Source organism: Larsenimonas rhizosphaerae, assembly GCF_023700005.1.
In the GTDB taxonomy this organism is placed as follows: Bacteria; Pseudomonadota; Gammaproteobacteria; order Pseudomonadales; family Halomonadaceae; genus Larsenimonas; species Larsenimonas rhizosphaerae.
In genome coordinates this window covers 144,250-159,401 of sequence record NZ_JAMLJK010000004.1, presented here as the reverse complement: position 1 = coordinate 159,401, position 15,152 = coordinate 144,250, and the positions used below count along the sequence as shown (strand labels likewise).

General features: G+C 62.3%; 18 protein-coding genes, 1 tRNA gene and 1 pseudogene. 10 read left to right on the top strand and 10 right to left on the bottom strand.

Features of this window, described 5'->3' with window-relative positions; all coding sequences use genetic code 11:
- From NAT21_RS14050 to NAT21_RS14015, 8 genes and pseudogenes are all read right to left on the bottom strand, one after another.
- Positions 1 to 119 (bottom strand): annotated as a pseudogene (locus NAT21_RS14050) (sulfate adenylyltransferase subunit CysD); the annotation flags it as partial.
- A gap of 210 nt (positions 120 to 329) precedes the next feature.
- Positions 330 to 1,052, bottom strand: coding sequence for a metallophosphoesterase family protein (locus tag NAT21_RS14045; protein ID WP_250939378.1), 723 nt, complete (start codon positions 1,050 to 1,052; stop codon positions 330 to 332).
- A 23-nt stretch (positions 1,053 to 1,075) separates the two neighbouring features.
- The gene (locus NAT21_RS14040) at positions 1,076 to 1,516 is read right to left on the bottom strand and encodes a DUF1249 domain-containing protein (RefSeq protein WP_250939376.1); all 441 of its coding nucleotides are present in this window, start codon (positions 1,514 to 1,516) and stop codon (positions 1,076 to 1,078) included.
- A 3-nt stretch (positions 1,517 to 1,519) separates the two neighbouring features.
- The gene (locus tag NAT21_RS14035; protein WP_250939373.1) at positions 1,520 to 2,146 is read right to left on the bottom strand and encodes an NUDIX domain-containing protein; all 627 of its coding nucleotides are present in this window, start codon (positions 2,144 to 2,146) and stop codon (positions 1,520 to 1,522) included.
- A gap of 108 nt (positions 2,147 to 2,254) precedes the next feature.
- Complete coding sequence (locus NAT21_RS14030) at positions 2,255 to 3,028, bottom strand: SDR family oxidoreductase (protein WP_250939371.1); 774 nt, start codon at positions 3,026 to 3,028, stop codon at positions 2,255 to 2,257.
- A complete protein-coding gene (locus tag NAT21_RS14025) occupies positions 3,025 to 3,699 on the bottom strand; it encodes an iron-containing redox enzyme family protein (RefSeq protein ID WP_250939369.1) in 675 nt (224 codons plus the stop codon). The genes NAT21_RS14030 and NAT21_RS14025 overlap by 4 nt, the downstream gene beginning before the upstream one ends.
- Before the next feature lie 2 nt (positions 3,700 to 3,701).
- Positions 3,702 to 5,162 (bottom strand): AMP-binding protein, encoded by a 1,461-nt coding sequence (locus NAT21_RS14020; RefSeq protein ID WP_250939367.1) that lies wholly within the window; start codon positions 5,160 to 5,162, stop codon positions 3,702 to 3,704.
- Positions 5,152 to 5,814, bottom strand: coding sequence for a thermostable hemolysin (locus NAT21_RS14015; RefSeq protein WP_250939365.1), 663 nt, complete (start codon positions 5,812 to 5,814; stop codon positions 5,152 to 5,154). The genes NAT21_RS14020 and NAT21_RS14015 overlap by 11 nt, the downstream gene beginning before the upstream one ends.
- A gap of 109 nt (positions 5,815 to 5,923) precedes the next feature.
- On the opposite strand from NAT21_RS14015, the gene greB reads away from it, so the two are divergent.
- Positions 5,924 to 6,463, top strand: a complete 540-nt coding sequence (gene greB, locus NAT21_RS14010) for a transcription elongation factor GreB (RefSeq protein WP_250939363.1) — start codon at positions 5,924 to 5,926, stop codon at positions 6,461 to 6,463.
- An 18-nt stretch (positions 6,464 to 6,481) separates the two neighbouring features.
- On the opposite strand, the gene NAT21_RS14005 is transcribed toward greB, so the two are convergent.
- Both NAT21_RS14005 and NAT21_RS14000 read right to left on the bottom strand, forming a co-directional pair.
- Positions 6,482 to 7,462, bottom strand: a complete 981-nt coding sequence (locus tag NAT21_RS14005; RefSeq protein WP_250939362.1) for a methyltransferase — start codon at positions 7,460 to 7,462, stop codon at positions 6,482 to 6,484.
- Positions 7,459 to 8,247, bottom strand: coding sequence for a methyltransferase domain-containing protein (locus tag NAT21_RS14000; protein WP_250939361.1), 789 nt, complete (start codon positions 8,245 to 8,247; stop codon positions 7,459 to 7,461). The genes NAT21_RS14005 and NAT21_RS14000 overlap by 4 nt, the downstream gene beginning before the upstream one ends.
- Before the next feature lie 111 nt (positions 8,248 to 8,358).
- On the opposite strand from NAT21_RS14000, the gene NAT21_RS13995 reads away from it, so the two are divergent.
- The 9 genes from NAT21_RS13995 to NAT21_RS13955 all read left to right on the top strand — a co-directional run bounded on the left by NAT21_RS13995 (position 8,359) and on the right by NAT21_RS13955 (position 15,074).
- Positions 8,359 to 8,435, top strand: a tRNA-Arg gene (locus NAT21_RS13995).
- A gap of 165 nt (positions 8,436 to 8,600) precedes the next feature.
- Positions 8,601 to 9,785, top strand: coding sequence for a tyrosine-type recombinase/integrase (locus NAT21_RS13990; protein WP_250939360.1), 1,185 nt, complete (start codon positions 8,601 to 8,603; stop codon positions 9,783 to 9,785).
- Positions 9,786 to 10,549: 764 nt separating this feature from the next.
- Positions 10,550 to 10,816 carry a helix-turn-helix transcriptional regulator gene (locus tag NAT21_RS13985; protein WP_250939359.1) on the top strand — a complete coding sequence of 89 codons (267 nt, stop codon included), beginning with the start codon at positions 10,550 to 10,552 and terminating at the stop codon, positions 10,814 to 10,816.
- Positions 10,813 to 11,016 carry a hypothetical protein gene (locus tag NAT21_RS13980; protein WP_250939358.1) on the top strand — a complete coding sequence of 68 codons (204 nt, stop codon included), beginning with the start codon at positions 10,813 to 10,815 and terminating at the stop codon, positions 11,014 to 11,016. The genes NAT21_RS13985 and NAT21_RS13980 overlap by 4 nt, the downstream gene beginning before the upstream one ends.
- A 433-nt stretch (positions 11,017 to 11,449) precedes the next feature.
- Positions 11,450 to 11,728, top strand: a complete 279-nt coding sequence (locus NAT21_RS13975; RefSeq protein WP_250939357.1) for a hypothetical protein — start codon at positions 11,450 to 11,452, stop codon at positions 11,726 to 11,728.
- On the top strand, positions 11,721 to 12,008 hold the full coding sequence (locus tag NAT21_RS13970) for a hypothetical protein (RefSeq protein ID WP_250939356.1): 288 nt from the start codon (positions 11,721 to 11,723) through the stop codon (positions 12,006 to 12,008). The genes NAT21_RS13975 and NAT21_RS13970 overlap by 8 nt, the downstream gene beginning before the upstream one ends.
- Complete coding sequence (locus NAT21_RS13965; RefSeq protein ID WP_250939355.1) at positions 12,001 to 12,267, top strand: hypothetical protein; 267 nt, start codon at positions 12,001 to 12,003, stop codon at positions 12,265 to 12,267. Before NAT21_RS13970 ends, NAT21_RS13965 begins: the two co-directional genes overlap by 8 nt.
- Entirely contained in the window at positions 12,260 to 13,276 is a 1,017-nt protein-coding gene (locus NAT21_RS13960) for a toprim domain-containing protein (RefSeq protein WP_250939353.1), read from the top strand. Before NAT21_RS13965 ends, NAT21_RS13960 begins: the two co-directional genes overlap by 8 nt.
- Complete coding sequence (locus tag NAT21_RS13955) at positions 13,266 to 15,074, top strand: DUF927 domain-containing protein (RefSeq protein WP_250939351.1); 1,809 nt, start codon at positions 13,266 to 13,268, stop codon at positions 15,072 to 15,074. The genes NAT21_RS13960 and NAT21_RS13955 overlap by 11 nt, the downstream gene beginning before the upstream one ends.
- The last annotated feature ends 78 nt before the right edge of the window (positions 15,075 to 15,152 follow it).

Below are 15,152 nucleotides of genomic sequence, written 5' to 3'. Positions count from 1 at the left end.
TCCTTGCCGATGGAATACAGCATGACAGGATTGCGAAATTCCGCGGCTACTTCGCGGATGATATGTATCGACTCGGCTTCGAGCTGCTTTAAATGCGTCTGGCGCTCAGGTGAAAGCATCGCGTTCGACCACCTCTTTGATAAGCGTGAAACGGCAGGCTGTCCGGCGCGATTCGGATGCCCTGCCGACAGGAAAACTTCGGTAACGGTATACGTGTCGGCCTGTAGCGCGCCGAGGGTTGGCGTACCTGTAGATGATGGTACGTTACCCTCGGCCTCTCATAACGTCAAAGAATTAAATTTCATCCTTTTAGGCCATTACGCTATATGTCATGGGTCGACACGCTCAACCCAGGTGGTGACATTGTCGCCTCTGGCAGCCACGACGCGAAAGCCGGGACGCGAGGCGCTATCAAGCTGAAAGGTATCACTGCCGGCCAGAAACTGATCCGACGTCGCCGGCGTAGCGCAGACCCGAATGTTCTGACACCAGGTACTGAAGGCATGATGCACATGGCCACACAGGATCATTTCTACATGAGGATGCATCGACAGGATGTGCCATAACGCTGCTTCATCCTCAAGCGACAGGGCATCCATCCAGGATGAACCAACCGGCACAGGCGGATGATGCATGGCAATGAAGGTGGGCTGATCGCTGGACTGCAACTCACGTTCAAGCTCATCAAGCTGCGTTTCACCCACGCGGCCGGCCACGTCACCAGGCAGTTGGGTATTCAGCATCAATAGCCGGCGCTCCCCCAGATCCAGGGTCGGGATCATCGGCCGGATATCATTCATGATCTGCACATTGTCATGATTGCCCGGCAGCCAGAACCAGGGGCACTGAAAGCGGTCCAGGCGGGCTACCGCCTGATGATAGGACGCAGGCGAATCATCATTGCTGATGTCCCCGGTCACGATCACCATGTCCGGCCGCCGTGCCATGGCCGCATCGATGACCCGCTCGAGCTGAGGAGTAGCGTATCCCTGTCGGTACAGTGCGGCGGGGTCGGCACTGAGGTGACAGTCCGTCAATTGAACCAGGCGCATTGGCAAGCCGTTAGTGTGCTGGGTTAGCCGGGAAGGTCGGCAGTATGTCCATGGGCCATGGCGTGTTCCAGCCATTCACCCAGAAACCGGTTGAGCTGGAGTTTTTCATCCGGCTGATGCATGCGGGCATTCGGATAGCGGTAGCGCCCTTCAAAATGACGCTGACGCTGGAAGTCGGTCACCTCGGCCATGCGTACATCATGGTACAGGTGCACCGTCATGCACGGCGTATCGATCACATGATCGAGCACCCCCTGCTGCCTGACCCGCAAGATGGTGGTATAGGGGGCCTGCTCCCGCACGTCAAGGCACAGCGTGCCGAAGCGCGCCTCCTGACCTGACAGGGCTATTTCGCGCACATCCCCGGCACGTACATCACGCACCAGCCTGGAAAGCCGCGCATAATTGGCAGAACACTCGCCCTGCAGGGTTCGAAGGTCTGTTACGTAGGCCATTCGAGACAAGATTCAGCTCCTTGCACGCAAACTTGCGCGCTCCCTAGACAACCACTGCATACCGATAATGGCCATCGCATTATTCAATCGGCCCGCCATCATCATCTCCCAGGCAGCCGGGAAGGCGATGACGTGAACCTGAATATCCTCTCCCTCGTCAGCAAGGCCGTGTACACCGCCGATCGGAGCGCTATCGATCAATGCACAGAACAGCGTGACCCTTTCAGTGCAGGCTCCCGGACTCGGGTAATAGCTGTACAGCCGAATCACTTCACTGACGCTGCAGCCGGCTTCTTCCTCGGCCTCGCGACGGGCGACATCCTCGAGTGACTCGTCCTTGTCGACAAGTCCTGCCACCGGCTCGATCAGCCAGGGCGTCACGGGATCATTCAGCGCACCTGCACGGCACTGCTCTACCAGTACTACGGCATCGCGGGCCGGATCATAGAGGATAATGCCGACAGCATCATGACGCACGTGCACTTCACGGGTCAGTACCGGGCTGATGCTTCCGTCAAACCGTCGGTGCTTGAAATGGCGGCATTCCAGCGAAAAAAAACCGTCCTGCAACACTTCTGTCTCGACGGTTTCCACATCAGCCCCGGTAAACCGGGGCGTATCGGGGACAGTCTCGCTCATCGGTCAGGGCCTTTGCGGTCTGGGTCATCAGCGATATGCCGATAACGGAAGCACCCAGTATCGCTGTAACCGCGCCATGATGCCAATCAGCCGAGTCTGCGCCTGTTTTCAGGCGGGATGGGTAAAGCGGCGAATGATCGGCAGTTGCTTGATGAGACTGCCCCGCACCAGATCCGGCAGAAAGCTGTTGAGCCGGGCGAAGAAGCCCTCCGGCTGCCCGATGAAACGCTCGGTACAAGGCCGTTTCAGATGTGTCATCAGCGCCTGAGCCACCACATCCGGGGCATCGACCCGCGTGCCCAGCGCCTTCTGCATTGCCTGGGCGGCCTCGTTGTTCATGGTGGTATGCGTGGCACGTGGGGCCAGCCAGCCAACGCGAATGTTGTCATCGCCCAGCTCGCGATCAAGTGCCTGGGAGAACAGCCGCATACCGGCCTTGCTGGCGCCATAAATGCTGTAACCGGGATGGCCGATGGCCCCCAGCGCCGAGCCGATGTTGACGACCTGCCCCGGTCGGGCCATCAGCGGCAAAAGGGCCCGCGTCAAAAGGATCGGCGCAATCAGGTTGGTGGTCAGCTGCGCCTCGATCTCCGCCTCGTCGCAATCACCAAGAAAGCTCAACTGATTGACGCCGGCATTGTTGATGAGCAGGGACGGCGCCCAGTCAAGCGCCGTGAGGCGCTCAACGATGGCGGTGCGGGTAGAGGCTTCATTCAGGTTGCCGGCGACCACCTCATGATGACCAGGCAGTCGAGACGCCAGCTCCGCCAGCGGCGTGGTACGCCGACCAACCAGCATCAGCTGCCAGCCGTCGTCCGCCAGCCGGGTGGCGCAGGCACGGCCGATGCCACCACTGGCACCGGTCAGGATGGCGATCTTCATGCGCGCGCCTCCGGTTCGTTGGCAGTTACGGCGTAGAACATGCCGCCCCACAGGCGATACATCATCCGCGCCATGTGAATGATGTCGTCCTGCTGCTTCCTGTCCGTAATACGGTTGACCAGTTTTTCAAAGAAATCGAGGTGCTCGAGATCCAGGCTGCCATGCGAGTAAAGGTAACTGAAGGCAGATTTTGGCAGGGCCAGCTCGCTTTGAATGATCTCACCCAGCGGGGTTGCCAGCGACACGCTGGTGCTTTCCAGCACATACACCATGCCAAAGAAGCTGACCGGATTTTTCCGCATGACGCTGTCGTAGGCATAGCTGACCATCATCTCGGTTTCGGGCCAGGGCCTGGCGTGGCGAACCGTATCCTTGTCGATACCGCATACGGCCAGATCATTCAGGATCCACTCCTGATGCCCGACTTCTTCCTCAATGTATTCACACAGCGCCTCGCGCAGCCATTCCTGCTCATCCGTCAGTCGGGCACCGGTCGCCATCATCAGCGGTACCGTGTGCTTGACGTGCTGATAGGCCTGGCTCAGATAGCGGGTATAGCGCTCCAGCGTGATATAGCCTTCGCGGCAATCGGCGATCAGCGGCGCGGCCAGCAGCCAGTTCAGATCTTCTGCGGTTTCTTCCTTCAGGCGTTCAAAAAGCAGTGCGGTCATGGTCATTCTCCATACGAGGTCATATCAGGAGCCAGTGCGTCAGGCACGGCGGTTGTCAATGCAGCAGGACGAGACAGCACCAGCGCACGCCGAAGCCGTCCATTGGCGGTCAGTTCACCGCCTTCCCGCGTAAAGGGCGCATGGCGCGCCCAGCCATTCAGGCGGGCGTAGGCAGGCAGTCGGGCGTGTACCCGGGCCAGCGCCCCGTCAATCTCATCATCCGTGGCCGAGCTCACCAGCAGGGCTCGCAGCCCCACCTGCTCATCGCCGTAGACCATCGCCTGATCAATGAGCGGCTCGGCGGTCAGCTCGGCTTCAATCCACTCCGGCGACACATTGCGGCCCAGCCCGGTCACGATCACATGCTTGCGCCGCCCCTCGATCCACAGCCGCCCCTCGTCATCCAGCCGTCCCAGATCCCCGGTCGCCAGCCATTCGGCGCGCGGCGTATCATCATGCAGATACCCCAGCAGGCTATTGCCCCGGACCTGCACCTCCCCATGCCGGATACGTACCTCCACATGGCTCAGCGGATGCCCCACCGAGCCGGCCACCGCCTGGCCCGGGCGATTAAGCGCCACCACGGAGGCACATTCGGACAGGCCGTAGCCTTCCAGTACCGGCAGCCCCAGCGCCATCGCGTCGGCAACCCGCGCCGGCGGTGTATGCCCGCCTCCCAGCGCCAGCAGGCGCATGTCCGTCAAGGGAGCAAGCTGCTGCTGCGCCATCAGCCCGGCCAGCATATCCGGCACGATGACCGCACTGTGGATGGCCAGCGCTCGCAACCGATCTGCCAGCCGTTCGGTATCGATGCCCGCCATGCCCACCCAGCCCAACCGGGCCAGCGGTGACAGCACCAGCGTTCCGCCACCGCGCAGTACGGCCTCACCGGCAACCTGCTCAAGCAGTACCGACAGTGGCAACACCTGCAAATGACGCTGAACACCGCACTCGATCACCACCTCTGCCAGCGCCGCAGCTACCTGGTCCAACTGGCGAGCTTCCAGGCACACACCGCGAGGTGAGCCTGTCGTGCCGGAGGTATACGTCACCAGCGCGCACCCCTCGGGGGGCTGCTGCCGACACCGATAACGCTCCAGCCGATACCCGGGCATCAGCTCCCCCTGCTGATCGGCATGGGCCGGTGTCAGCAGGGCATCCACCCCGGCATCACGCAGGACGTGCTGCTGCTGCGCCGGAGTAAAGAACGACGGCACCGGTACCAGCGTCAGCCCACCCGCTCGCGCAGCGATGGCAGCGACCCACCACAACAGGCCGTTATCCGCCTGAAGCCCCAGCGTCTGAACGCCCTCTTCGGCCAGCCGCCGAGCCAGCCCCTCGGCCTGGTGAAAAACATCCTTCACCGTGACCGGACGACCATCCAGATCAAACAGGACCGAGGCCGCACCTCTCGCCCTCAGTACCGATACCAGCGAAGACGCCGGGCATGCATCAACGGCCATTAATGATCTCCTGCAGGGTGGTGCGAGGAAGCGGGCATGAGCGCCACAGGGCCTGATTGCCCCCTCGATCAAGTGAAGCGAGGCTGGCAGCCACCGGCGCCGCCACGACAACCGGACGGTGGGCGTAATACCGCCCCCACTGAGTGGTCATGTCGCTCAGGCGTTCAGGCAGTGCCGCCCCCAGTGAAATCAGCGCAATGCGTAACCGGTAGAAGGCGGCCAGCAGCAGCGGCGTGCCGGTAAATACCACCACATCGGCATTCACGGACGAGAAAAAGCGGGTCAGTACGGCAATCAGCGGGCGGGAATAGCCGGAAGCAGCCACCAGATTACCGACTTCGATAATGCCGTCGCGGGCAACGGGCCGCCCCAGATGATCACTGACCAGCGCCTCGATGGGATCATCAAGGTACTGCTCCAGATACAGGGGGGCAGTACGTGCGCTGCTGAACCCGGCGCTGCCCCGCCATTGCCCGCCCTGGTCCAGTACAAACTGGTGTGGATGAAAGTACGTCAGCCGGGCATCATGCACCTGCTGATACCGCGTCTTGATTCGTGTACACAGCGCTGGATAATCGGCATCGCCAGGACCACTCAGATAACTTCCCAGTGGCAAGGCAGTGCTATCGGGCGACAACATGGGACGAGGCATGAAGGCTCCTCCTGAAAGGATATGCCCGCACAGTGCGCTCGCGGTCTTAAGGCATTATTAACCGTTTGATTACATTTCAGGGTGCGTGCAACGACGCGGAGACATACGAATGAAAGGACGCAACATGAGCCGCTGGCGCGACCCGGCCACCGACCCGCGCCAGGAAAAAAAGACCAACCTGATCACCCCCCAGGGCTATGCCCGCATGGAAGGGCTGCTGAACCATCTGGCACGGGAGCGCCGACCGGAACTGTCCCGCAAGACCGGTGAAGCCGCCGCCCAGGGCGACCGCAGTGAAAACGCCGATTACACCTACAACAAGCGGGAACTCAACAAGACCATCTCCCGCATTGCCTACCTGCAAAAGCGCCTCGACGCCCTGACGGTAGTCAGCCGGCGCCCGGATGACACCTCACGAGTCTTCTTCAGTGCCTGGGTGACGCTGGAAGATGATGAAGGAGAGGAAATGACCGTGCGAATTGTCGGCCCCGACGAGACCGACACACGCAAGCACTGGATCAGCATCGATGCACCGCTGGCGCGTGCCCTGCTGGGAAAGGAACTCGATGCCGACATCAACGTGGACGCCCCGGGCGGGTCGACCCACTACATCATTACCGATATCGACTACGACGGCCCCGATGCCTGACATCGGCGCCTGACGGCCTCAGCGCCGCTTCGGGTAGCGGCACTCATACACCTTGAAGCGGCGATTATCCGCGATCACCTCAACCGAGTTGAACGTGCGCGACAGGGCCTCCTGATACGGCAGAAAACTGTTGGCCACCAGATAAAACGCACTTTTCATCTTCAGCATGCCCGCGGCCTGCTCGATCAGCCGCCGGGTCGGCATCAGCGTCACATCGCGCTCTTCATGAAACGGCGGGTTGGTGATAATGGCGTGAAAGCGCCCTTCCACACTTTCCAGCATGTCACTGGCCACCACCCGGCCTTCCACCTCATTGGCTGCCAGCGTCTGTTTCGTGGCCTCCACGGCAAAGTGGCTGACATCACAGGCGGTCACGTTCACGCCCTGCTTCGCGGCAAAGGCAGCGATAATGCCATCGCCACAGCCGACATCCAGCACTTCCCCCTTCAGCTCCGGCAGGTTCTCCAGCAGAAGCGCCGTGCCATCGTCGAGCTTGCCATGGCCGAACACGCCCGGATGGCTCACCAGCGTCAGCCCCAGCGCCTCGAAGCGCGAAAAGGAATCCGGCGCCGGCACCGGCGCTACCGCCATGCTGAAGATGGAACAGCGCCGGGCGTTATCCACCCGCTCACCGGCCAGTCCCAGCTCCTCCATCAGTTTCGGCATCCGCTTGATGCCGACCTGATGCTCCCCCACCACATCAAGGGTGGCACCGTCCTTCAGCACCGTGCACAGCGTCTGCAGCCACCAGCGCCCCAGCGCCTGTGCCTTGGGCCAGAACAGCAATGCCCGATCAAAGCCGTACTCCGGCGCCTCAAGCCCTTCAAACACCATCACACCGCGTTCCCGATAATGAGTGGCAATGGCATGATCTGCCGTCCAGACGGCCGCCCCGGGGGCCACATCACCGCCTTCCGGCGGCGCCACCCACAGGGCAGCGGCGTAGACGGCGCTATCCTGGCGGTCGAGGATCTGAAAAACAGGACGTTCTGCGCTCATGAAGACTCCGGACGGTATAAACAATAATGAAGGTAGCGGCCCAGCCGCCAGTAGGGTTCCTGATCGCCGAACCGGGCCTCCAGCTCGGCCAGCTGCGAAAGCTGCACCTCGCTGGGCGTACGTTCGCGCAGGTAATCATGGAAGACGCGAATGCCCGACACCGCCCGGCACTCAAACCCGGCCGCCTCGGCCCAGCCCAGCACCTGGGCATGGGTCATCGGGGAGATCGGCGTCAGCCGCTTTCTATCCCCCCGGCCTGCCAGGCTGCGCCCATCCACCACACGCTCAAGGTTGCCCTTGACGATATTGGAAAACCGCAGCGCATCGTGATTGAACACCATCAGCGACAGCCAGCCACCGGGCGCGGTAAGCCCATACAACAACGGCAGCGCCTCCTCCGGGTGGGCCATCCACTCGAGCATGGCATGACACACCACCCGCGGCCAGGGCGCGGCGCTTTCCCGGGCGAAGGTTTGCAGATCCGCCTGCACACACGGCACCGAAGCCCCCAGCACCTCGCGGGCGCGGGCCAGCATCTCGGCAGACGGCTCCACCAGCGTCGGGCACAGCCCCTCATGGCGCGCCCACTCGCTCATCTGCCCCAGCCCGCCCCCGATATCCAGCAGCGCCGTGCCCACCGGCAGCGGAATGTGCGCCCGGATATGGCGCTGCACCAGCGAGAGCCGAAGCTGCCCGCGGGACGCGCCATACATGCTGTTGGCAAATTTCTCGGCCAGACCATCGAAATGACGATCATTGCCCGGTGTGTACGCCTCAGCACCCATGGTTACTCACCGCGATTGGAAAAAGAGGCCGCATTGTAGGCCCGGCGAACAACGAACTCCACCCTGCGGGTTTTACATCCCTGCTCAAGTGCTTATAATGATGCCCGCTTCGCCCCCATAGCTCAGCTGGATAGAGCGTCCCCCTCCTAAGGGGAAGGTCTCAGGTTCGAATCCTGATGGGGGCGCCACCTGACGTTCCTGACACGTCCAAGCGGTTCCAAAAAAACCCTTAAATTCAAAGAAGTAACCTTAAAACCCTTCCCAGAAAGTCCAGGCCATTCCTACCTAATCCGGCATACTCATGGTATACGTTGTGGACTAACCCACTGTTCGAAGAATGTCGGTATGCCACGATGCCTCTAACTGCCCAACAAGTCTCGAAAAGTAAGCCAGGGGACAAAGTCATCACCCTGTCCGATGGGTCGGGATTAGAACTCAGGATTTCTCCAAATGGCCGCAAGGGATGGCGCTTTCGCTACGTGCGTCCCAATGGAAAGCGCAACATGATCAGTTTTGGGACATACCCTGAAACTACACTCGCAGAGGCCCGGGAAAAGCGCATTGATGCAAGACGGCTTATAGCCAAAGGCATCGATCCCGCTGAAGAAAGAAAGCGTGAGCAAAATGAGCGTCAGGAGATCGTGCGCAATAAGTTCATCACGCTTGCCCAGGAATGGCACAAAACGGTGATTACCCGCTGGAAAGAAGGCTCAAGGCGCGGCAGGCAATGCTGGTCAGCTTTAGAACGCTACGTGCTTCCAGACATGGCAGAGCGTGATATAGACAGCATCAACCCCCTTGAATGGCTAGAAGTCTTCAAGCGAATCGACGAACAGGAAAAGTTCGAACAGCGCCGCAAAGTGCATGCCTACTGCCGTGACATCTATAAATTTGCCGTCATAACAGGTCGAGCCACACATAACCCTCTGATCGACATAACAAGCGCATTACAGCGACCTAAAAAAAGCAGTTTCCCTTTCATATCCCAGGAAGAACTGCCAGAGCTGATACAGGCCATTGAGCTCTACGACAAAAGCAAAATGGTTCAAACCGGCCTGAAACTGCTTTTCATGACCGCTGTCCGTCCATCGGAGTTACGTGAGGCCAAGTGGGCTGAGTTCGACTTCCAAAAAGGCATCTGGACGATCCCAGCCGAACGCATGAAGATGAACAGAAAGCACAGAGTTCCCCTTCCCCGCCAAGCCCTCAAATTACTGCATGAGCTCCATTACGTTACCGGCTCATACGGCATTCTTTTCGTCGGTAGAAATGCCAACTCACAATTTCTATCTAATGCGGCATTTGGCATGGCGCTCAAGCGTATGGGCTATGAAGGCCGCCACGTTCCCCACGGTACGCGCCACACGGTGGCCACCGGGCTCAAGGAGATGGGCTACCCCGGCGAGTGGATCGAGATGCAGCTCTCGCACAAGCTGCCAGGCATCCAGGGCGTGTATACCCATGCCGAGCACATGGCCCCCGAGCAGCGCCCGGCCATGATGCAAGCCTGGGCCGATAAGCTCTTTCCCAACGAGTAGCGCTGAAACGGTATTACTGTGCATGGGAATGCTTCGAACTAAAAATACTGTTTATTTGTACAGTATATTTGGCTAAGGTATTGATTAGACATCGCTGCACGCTGGGGCGTGCGGTGGCCTTATCTGCCCTTAAATCAGTCGAAGATGCCTATGCTTTCGTTCGATCCCCTGGCTGTTCGCTTTCATCCTCTGCCAACGTTTCGCTTCATGCCGAACCATGACACATGCGCCCAGTGCGGGCGTCTGCTGATCCAGGTCGGCCCGGAGGAAATGCTACCGAATAACGTCTTTACGTCATCGATACCCGCTACGTGCCCATCCCTTCTCTGCACCGGAATAACGCATGTTCTTCATGAGGTGATGCAGAAAAACGGGCGGATGCCGCGTTACCGATGTCATGACTGTCTAGGCACCATGCGCGTTCGAACCAGTAAGCGGCTTCACCCGTTCTACAGCGTGATGTATCTGGAATGCCTGACGCCTGGGTGCGGTGCTCGTGTAAAACTTGATCTGACGATCAATGAGCAAAAGCTCGGCTCAAGCACATGGATTCCAGCGTTCTGAGCCTCTTCTACGTCCTTTGTCCCTCAAAACCGCGCTTTCATGCGCGGTTTTTTGTAGGCGTCAACGCTCTTTTTTCCTGCTCGGCCACCCATTTGGCTGTAAAGACCGCTTTTACAACTCGCGCCGCTCGAAGTCCCACGCCAGCCCCGGCAAGCTATCCCTGACCCACACAGACCAACGTGCGTTATCAGGGAGACCGCATGAGCTATCGACACACCGACCGCCTCGACCAGTACGGCCACCGCCTGCTGCGTCGCAAGGAGGTGGAGCACAAGACCGGCAAGGCCCGCTCGACCCTCTACGCCGACATCGCCCGGGGCACGTTCCCTGCGCCGGTACCCATCGGCAATAACAGCGTCGCCTGGCTCGAGGAGGAGGTCGACCGCTGGATCGACGACCGCCTGCACCAGCGCAACGCCCAGCTCGCCGCTATTCAGACCACCGTCGCCCAGGAGGCCCGCCTATGAACCAGTTCACCCTCGAGATCGCCGGACAGCAACTGACCTTCACCGAGGCCGACATCCCGGCCATCGAACAGGCGCTGGCCAAGGCCGTGGAGCGCCCCGGCCACTTCGTTTCGACCCACGGCCAGAGCCGGGTGCGGGTCATGCTGAGCGACACCACCGTCTCACCGTCCAATCCGGCCCCGTTCCAGACCGACTGCTGATTCCCCACTGAGTGACCCGTACGACCGGCCATCCGGCCTCACACCGGATGGGTTGGGGAGACTTTGCCCAAATTCCGAGGGAGACCGCGTTATGCGCACAGTTGTCGCGCGTTCCAAGCGTTTCGAGCTGGCCATTGGCCCGATTCAGACCGCTGGGGACTTGCCCCCGGCGGCGCGATCTGATTATGATGAGCCCGTCGCAGCAAAATCTGCGACCGGGCGTGAGAACCCGACTTCACAAAGGCGCAGTAGCGCCCCTAGCATTGCAGGCGCTTTTTTTGTGCCCGCAACGTGCTGTTATGGCGGCTGTGCATGGGCGGACTTCGGTCCGGCCGGGTTCCTTTGTGTCCGGTTTCTCACCCCGTGTACAGTCGTCACCAAACGCGTGAGAACGTTTGGCGGCGACTCCAAATTACACAAAGGAGTCTGCCTCATGGCACATCACGCCCCCCGTGCGTCTGCACGCACGCCCCAGTCGCATACCGCGCAACCGCGCACGACCCAAAACACGATTCCCGATTCTCAAAAAGCCGTGGCGCTGATCGGCACCCGGCTGATCGAGCTGCGCGTCAACCGCCGTTCCGAACAGTTCGCCGAAGTGCTCGGCATGGCCCGCATGGCCCTAACCCTCGGCGCGATTTCCCGCGCCGACTACACCGACCTGCTCGAGGACTTGAACACGCTGCTCGACGCGGGGGTGTCTCATGGCTGAGCGTCCGACCCACACACCGCTCTCGACCAACACCAGCCGCACCGCGCCGGTGCTGATGATCGACAACACCGTCGAGCGTAAAGAGCTCATCGAGTGCGCCGAACGGCGCATGCTTGCCGCCCGCGAGATGCTGTTCACCCTGTCCAGTATCGAGATCGAGCGCACCATCGCCGAGGGCCGCGATCTTCAGAGCCTGACCCACGCCGCCTACCTGCTGCTGGCCGACGCCGACGATCTGTACAGCGCTGCCCTGCGCCATACGGAGGTGACCCATGGCTGATCTGTCCCGGCTGCGCGAAGCCGACGCCCTGACCATCGACCGCACCCGCCCGAGCCAGGCACTGTTCGACGACGCCCACCACCGCCTCGACGACGCCCACCACCGCCTCGACGCCGCCCACGGCCTGATGGCAAGCCTCAGCGAGCTCGAGCCCGATAACGAAGGGGCGATCCCGCCCATCGCGCTGGCCGTCCGGCTGCTGCTGGGCGATGCGTCCGACCTGCTGATCGCGGCCCGCGAAGGAGGCCACCATGAGTGATGCTCTGCAACGTCTGCGCCTGGTCAGCCGGGCCGCCTTGAGCGACGCCGAGACCCTGCTGGCCGAGTGGCTGCCCGACGGCCAGCGCCAAGGCACCGAGTGGGTCGCCCGCAACGCCCTGCGCGGCGACCGCCGCTCCGGTTCGTTCGGAGTGTCGCTTAGCACCGGCAAGTGGAACGACTTTGCCGACAGCGAGGCCCACGGCGGCGATCTGGTCTCGCTCTACAGCTACCTGCACGGCTGCCGCCAGGGCGACGCCGCCCGTGCCATCGACGCCCGGCTGGGCCTTGGGATCTATCGGGCCAGTGAGCTCTACCCACTGGTCGCCGAGATCGACACCCGCGCCCCGACCGGCAGCGCCGAGACCGGCCAGGCCCAGCGCGACGCCAACCGCGCCGCTGCCGCCGAGCGGGCGCGCAAGTACTGGTCGACCGGGCGCAACGCCCGCACCAATCCCTACGTGCAACAGAAAGAGATCCCACCCACCGGCGTGCGCCAGTCCCACAAGGGCTGGCTGATGGTGCCGCTCTTCGTGGCCGGGGAGCTGGTCAACCTGCAATGGATACAGCCCAACGGCAAGAAGCGGTTCCTCAAGGGCGGCCAGGTTCAGGGGGCCTACTGCCTGCTGGGCACCCTCGAGCCCGGCAAGCGGCTCTACGTCTGTGAAGGCTGGGCGACCGGGGCGACGCTTCACTACCTGACCGGCGACTGCGTGGCCTGTGCGCTCCACGCGGGCAACCTGCTGCCGGTGGCGCGTCACTTCCGCAAACACCTGAACGGCTCGCTCGATCTGGTGATCGCAGGCGATGACGACCGACAGACCGAGGGCAACCCGGGGCGGCGGCTGGCCAACGAGGCCGCCATCGACGTCGGGGCGCTGGTGCTGTTCCCGTCCTGGCGTGACGGCTGCCCCGAGCACCTGACCGACTTCAACGACCTGTACCGCTGGCACAACGCCCGCATGGACGCCGAAGAACGCGCGCAAGGAGGGCCTCGCCATGACGGATAACACGCCCAAGTCCCCCAATACGGACGGCACCAAGCCCAACCTGGCCCTGGTCGGCGACCCCGCCGCGCCGGAGTACCAGCGGTTACAGCGCCCGGGGTATTCGGTCTACACCGGCACCGCCACTCTTGAAAACAAGCGGTTCAGTGCCGGGGTCTGGTATCACGGCATCAAGCAGGCCAGCCCGGATGAAGCGGGCCAGCCGTTCGATCTGTGGATCTGCTCGCCGCTGCACGTCGACGCCGAGACGGTCGACACTGACGACGGCAGCATCGGGCGTCTGCTGCGCTTTACCCACCGAGGCCAGGCGCGCGAGTGCGTGATCCCGATGGAAGCGCTCGCCGGGAAAGGCGAGGACGTGCTCAAGAGCCTGATGCGCCAGGGGCTGGTGATCGAGTACAGCCAGCGCAAACACGTTCCGGCCTACATCGCCAGCCACCACCACCCCGAACGGGTGCTCGACACCACCACCCGGCCTGGCTGGCACGACCCCAGCGGGGCCTTCGTGCTGCCGCATCGGATCATCGGCAGCGACCGGGTGCGGTTCCAGAGCTCGGGCCGTGAGGCGCGGATCTTCGACACCAAGGGGACGCTGTCCGAGTGGCAGAGCTCGGTGGCGGCCTACTGCCTGGGCAACCCGGTGCTGATCCTCTCGGTCTGCTGCGCCCTGGCCGGGCCGCTGCTCAAGAAAGTCGGCGTCAACGGCGGCGGCGTCCACCTGGTCGGCGACTCCTCGAGCGGCAAGTCACTGGCTCAGGACATTGCCGCCACCGTGTGGGGGCCGATGGATCGGTTCAAGATGTCGTGGGACATGTCCGGCGGTGGGGTCGAGATCGAAGCGTCCTCCCGCAACGACACCGTGATGGTAATCGACGAGCTCAGCCGGGCGAGCCCCAAGCAGATCCAGGGCCACGCCTACGCCATCGCCAACGGCACCGGGCGCGGCACCATGACCCGGGAACGCGAAGGACGGCCCAAGAACTACTGGCGTCTGCTGGCGCTCTCGAGCGGCGAGCGCTCGCTCGGCGACCACGCCGCCATCGCGGGTAACACCGCCCACGCCGGGGCCGAACTGCGCATGGTCGACGTCAACGCGGGCACCCGCACCTACCGGGCCTTCGATGACGTCCACGGCCTCGACGGCGAGAGCTTCCACCGCCGACTGACCGACAGCGTGACCCGCCACTACGGCCACGCCGGGCCCGCGCTGGTCGAATGTCTACTGGCCCCCGACCGGCTGGCCGAGCTGGGCGAGCGGTTCCAGATACAGCGCCGTGCGTTCGCGGTCGAGAGTTCCCAGGCCGGGCGCGTAGCGGATAGGTTCGCGGTGATGGCGCTCGCCGGGGAGCTGGCCAGTGAGTGGCAGATCCTGCCCTGGCCATCGGGCACGGCCCGCACCGCCTGCCGTCAACTGTTCCACGAATGGCTGGCCACCATGGGCGACGGCAACGCCGAGGATCGCCAGATCGTGACGGCGCTGTCTGACTTCATCGCCCTGCACGGCGACAGCCGGTTCTCCGACGTCACCGCTCAACTGTCTGGCCATGTGCACCACCGGGCCGGGTTCTATGAGGTCGACAACGGCAAGCGGCTGTACCTGTTCAACCGCGCCGCCCTCAGTGAAGCCGTGCCCGGCTACAGCCGCGAACGCATCATTCGGGCGCTTGGCCACTGCGACGCCCTGGTGAAAATGGATGAAGGCCGCAAGCAGAAGAACTACCGCCTGCCGGGCGGCGGCAGCGCCCGGTTCTTCGTCATCGACCCCGACCGCCTCGACCTGCAAGGAGACCCCACCGCATGACTGCGCCCGACACCCCCACGGCGAACACCGCCGTACGATCCGTGACTCGTGTTATCACTACGACCGCCCAGGAGCCTG

Bases quoted from the DNA above. Each gene is read 5' to 3' on its own strand.
- NAT21_RS14045 (WP_250939378.1), bottom strand. From the start codon at position 1,052: ATGCGCCTGGTTCAATTGACGGACTGTCACCTCAGTGCCGACCCCGCC.
- NAT21_RS14035 (WP_250939373.1), bottom strand. From the start codon at position 2,146: ATGAGCGAGACTGTCCCCGATACGCCCCGGTTTACCGGGGCTGATGTG.
- NAT21_RS14030 (WP_250939371.1), bottom strand. From the start codon at position 3,028: ATGAAGATCGCCATCCTGACCGGTGCCAGTGGTGGCATCGGCCGTGCC.
- NAT21_RS14025 (WP_250939369.1), bottom strand. From the start codon at position 3,699: ATGACCGCACTGCTTTTTGAACGCCTGAAGGAAGAAACCGCAGAAGAT.
- NAT21_RS14020 (WP_250939367.1), bottom strand. From the start codon at position 5,162: ATGGCCGTTGATGCATGCCCGGCGTCTTCGCTGGTATCGGTACTGAGG.
- NAT21_RS14015 (WP_250939365.1), bottom strand. From the start codon at position 5,814: ATGCCTCGTCCCATGTTGTCGCCCGATAGCACTGCCTTGCCACTGGGA.
- greB (WP_250939363.1), top strand. From the start codon at position 5,924: ATGAAAGGACGCAACATGAGCCGCTGGCGCGACCCGGCCACCGACCCG.
- NAT21_RS14005 (WP_250939362.1), bottom strand. From the start codon at position 7,462: ATGAGCGCAGAACGTCCTGTTTTTCAGATCCTCGACCGCCAGGATAGC.
- NAT21_RS14000 (WP_250939361.1), bottom strand. From the start codon at position 8,247: ATGGGTGCTGAGGCGTACACACCGGGCAATGATCGTCATTTCGATGGT.
- NAT21_RS13990 (WP_250939360.1), top strand. From the start codon at position 8,601: ATGCCTCTAACTGCCCAACAAGTCTCGAAAAGTAAGCCAGGGGACAAA.
- NAT21_RS13985 (WP_250939359.1), top strand. From the start codon at position 10,550: ATGAGCTATCGACACACCGACCGCCTCGACCAGTACGGCCACCGCCTG.
- NAT21_RS13980 (WP_250939358.1), top strand. From the start codon at position 10,813: ATGAACCAGTTCACCCTCGAGATCGCCGGACAGCAACTGACCTTCACC.
- NAT21_RS13975 (WP_250939357.1), top strand. From the start codon at position 11,450: ATGGCACATCACGCCCCCCGTGCGTCTGCACGCACGCCCCAGTCGCAT.
- NAT21_RS13970 (WP_250939356.1), top strand. From the start codon at position 11,721: ATGGCTGAGCGTCCGACCCACACACCGCTCTCGACCAACACCAGCCGC.
- NAT21_RS13965 (WP_250939355.1), top strand. From the start codon at position 12,001: ATGGCTGATCTGTCCCGGCTGCGCGAAGCCGACGCCCTGACCATCGAC.
- NAT21_RS13960 (WP_250939353.1), top strand. From the start codon at position 12,260: ATGAGTGATGCTCTGCAACGTCTGCGCCTGGTCAGCCGGGCCGCCTTG.
- NAT21_RS13955 (WP_250939351.1), top strand. From the start codon at position 13,266: ATGACGGATAACACGCCCAAGTCCCCCAATACGGACGGCACCAAGCCC.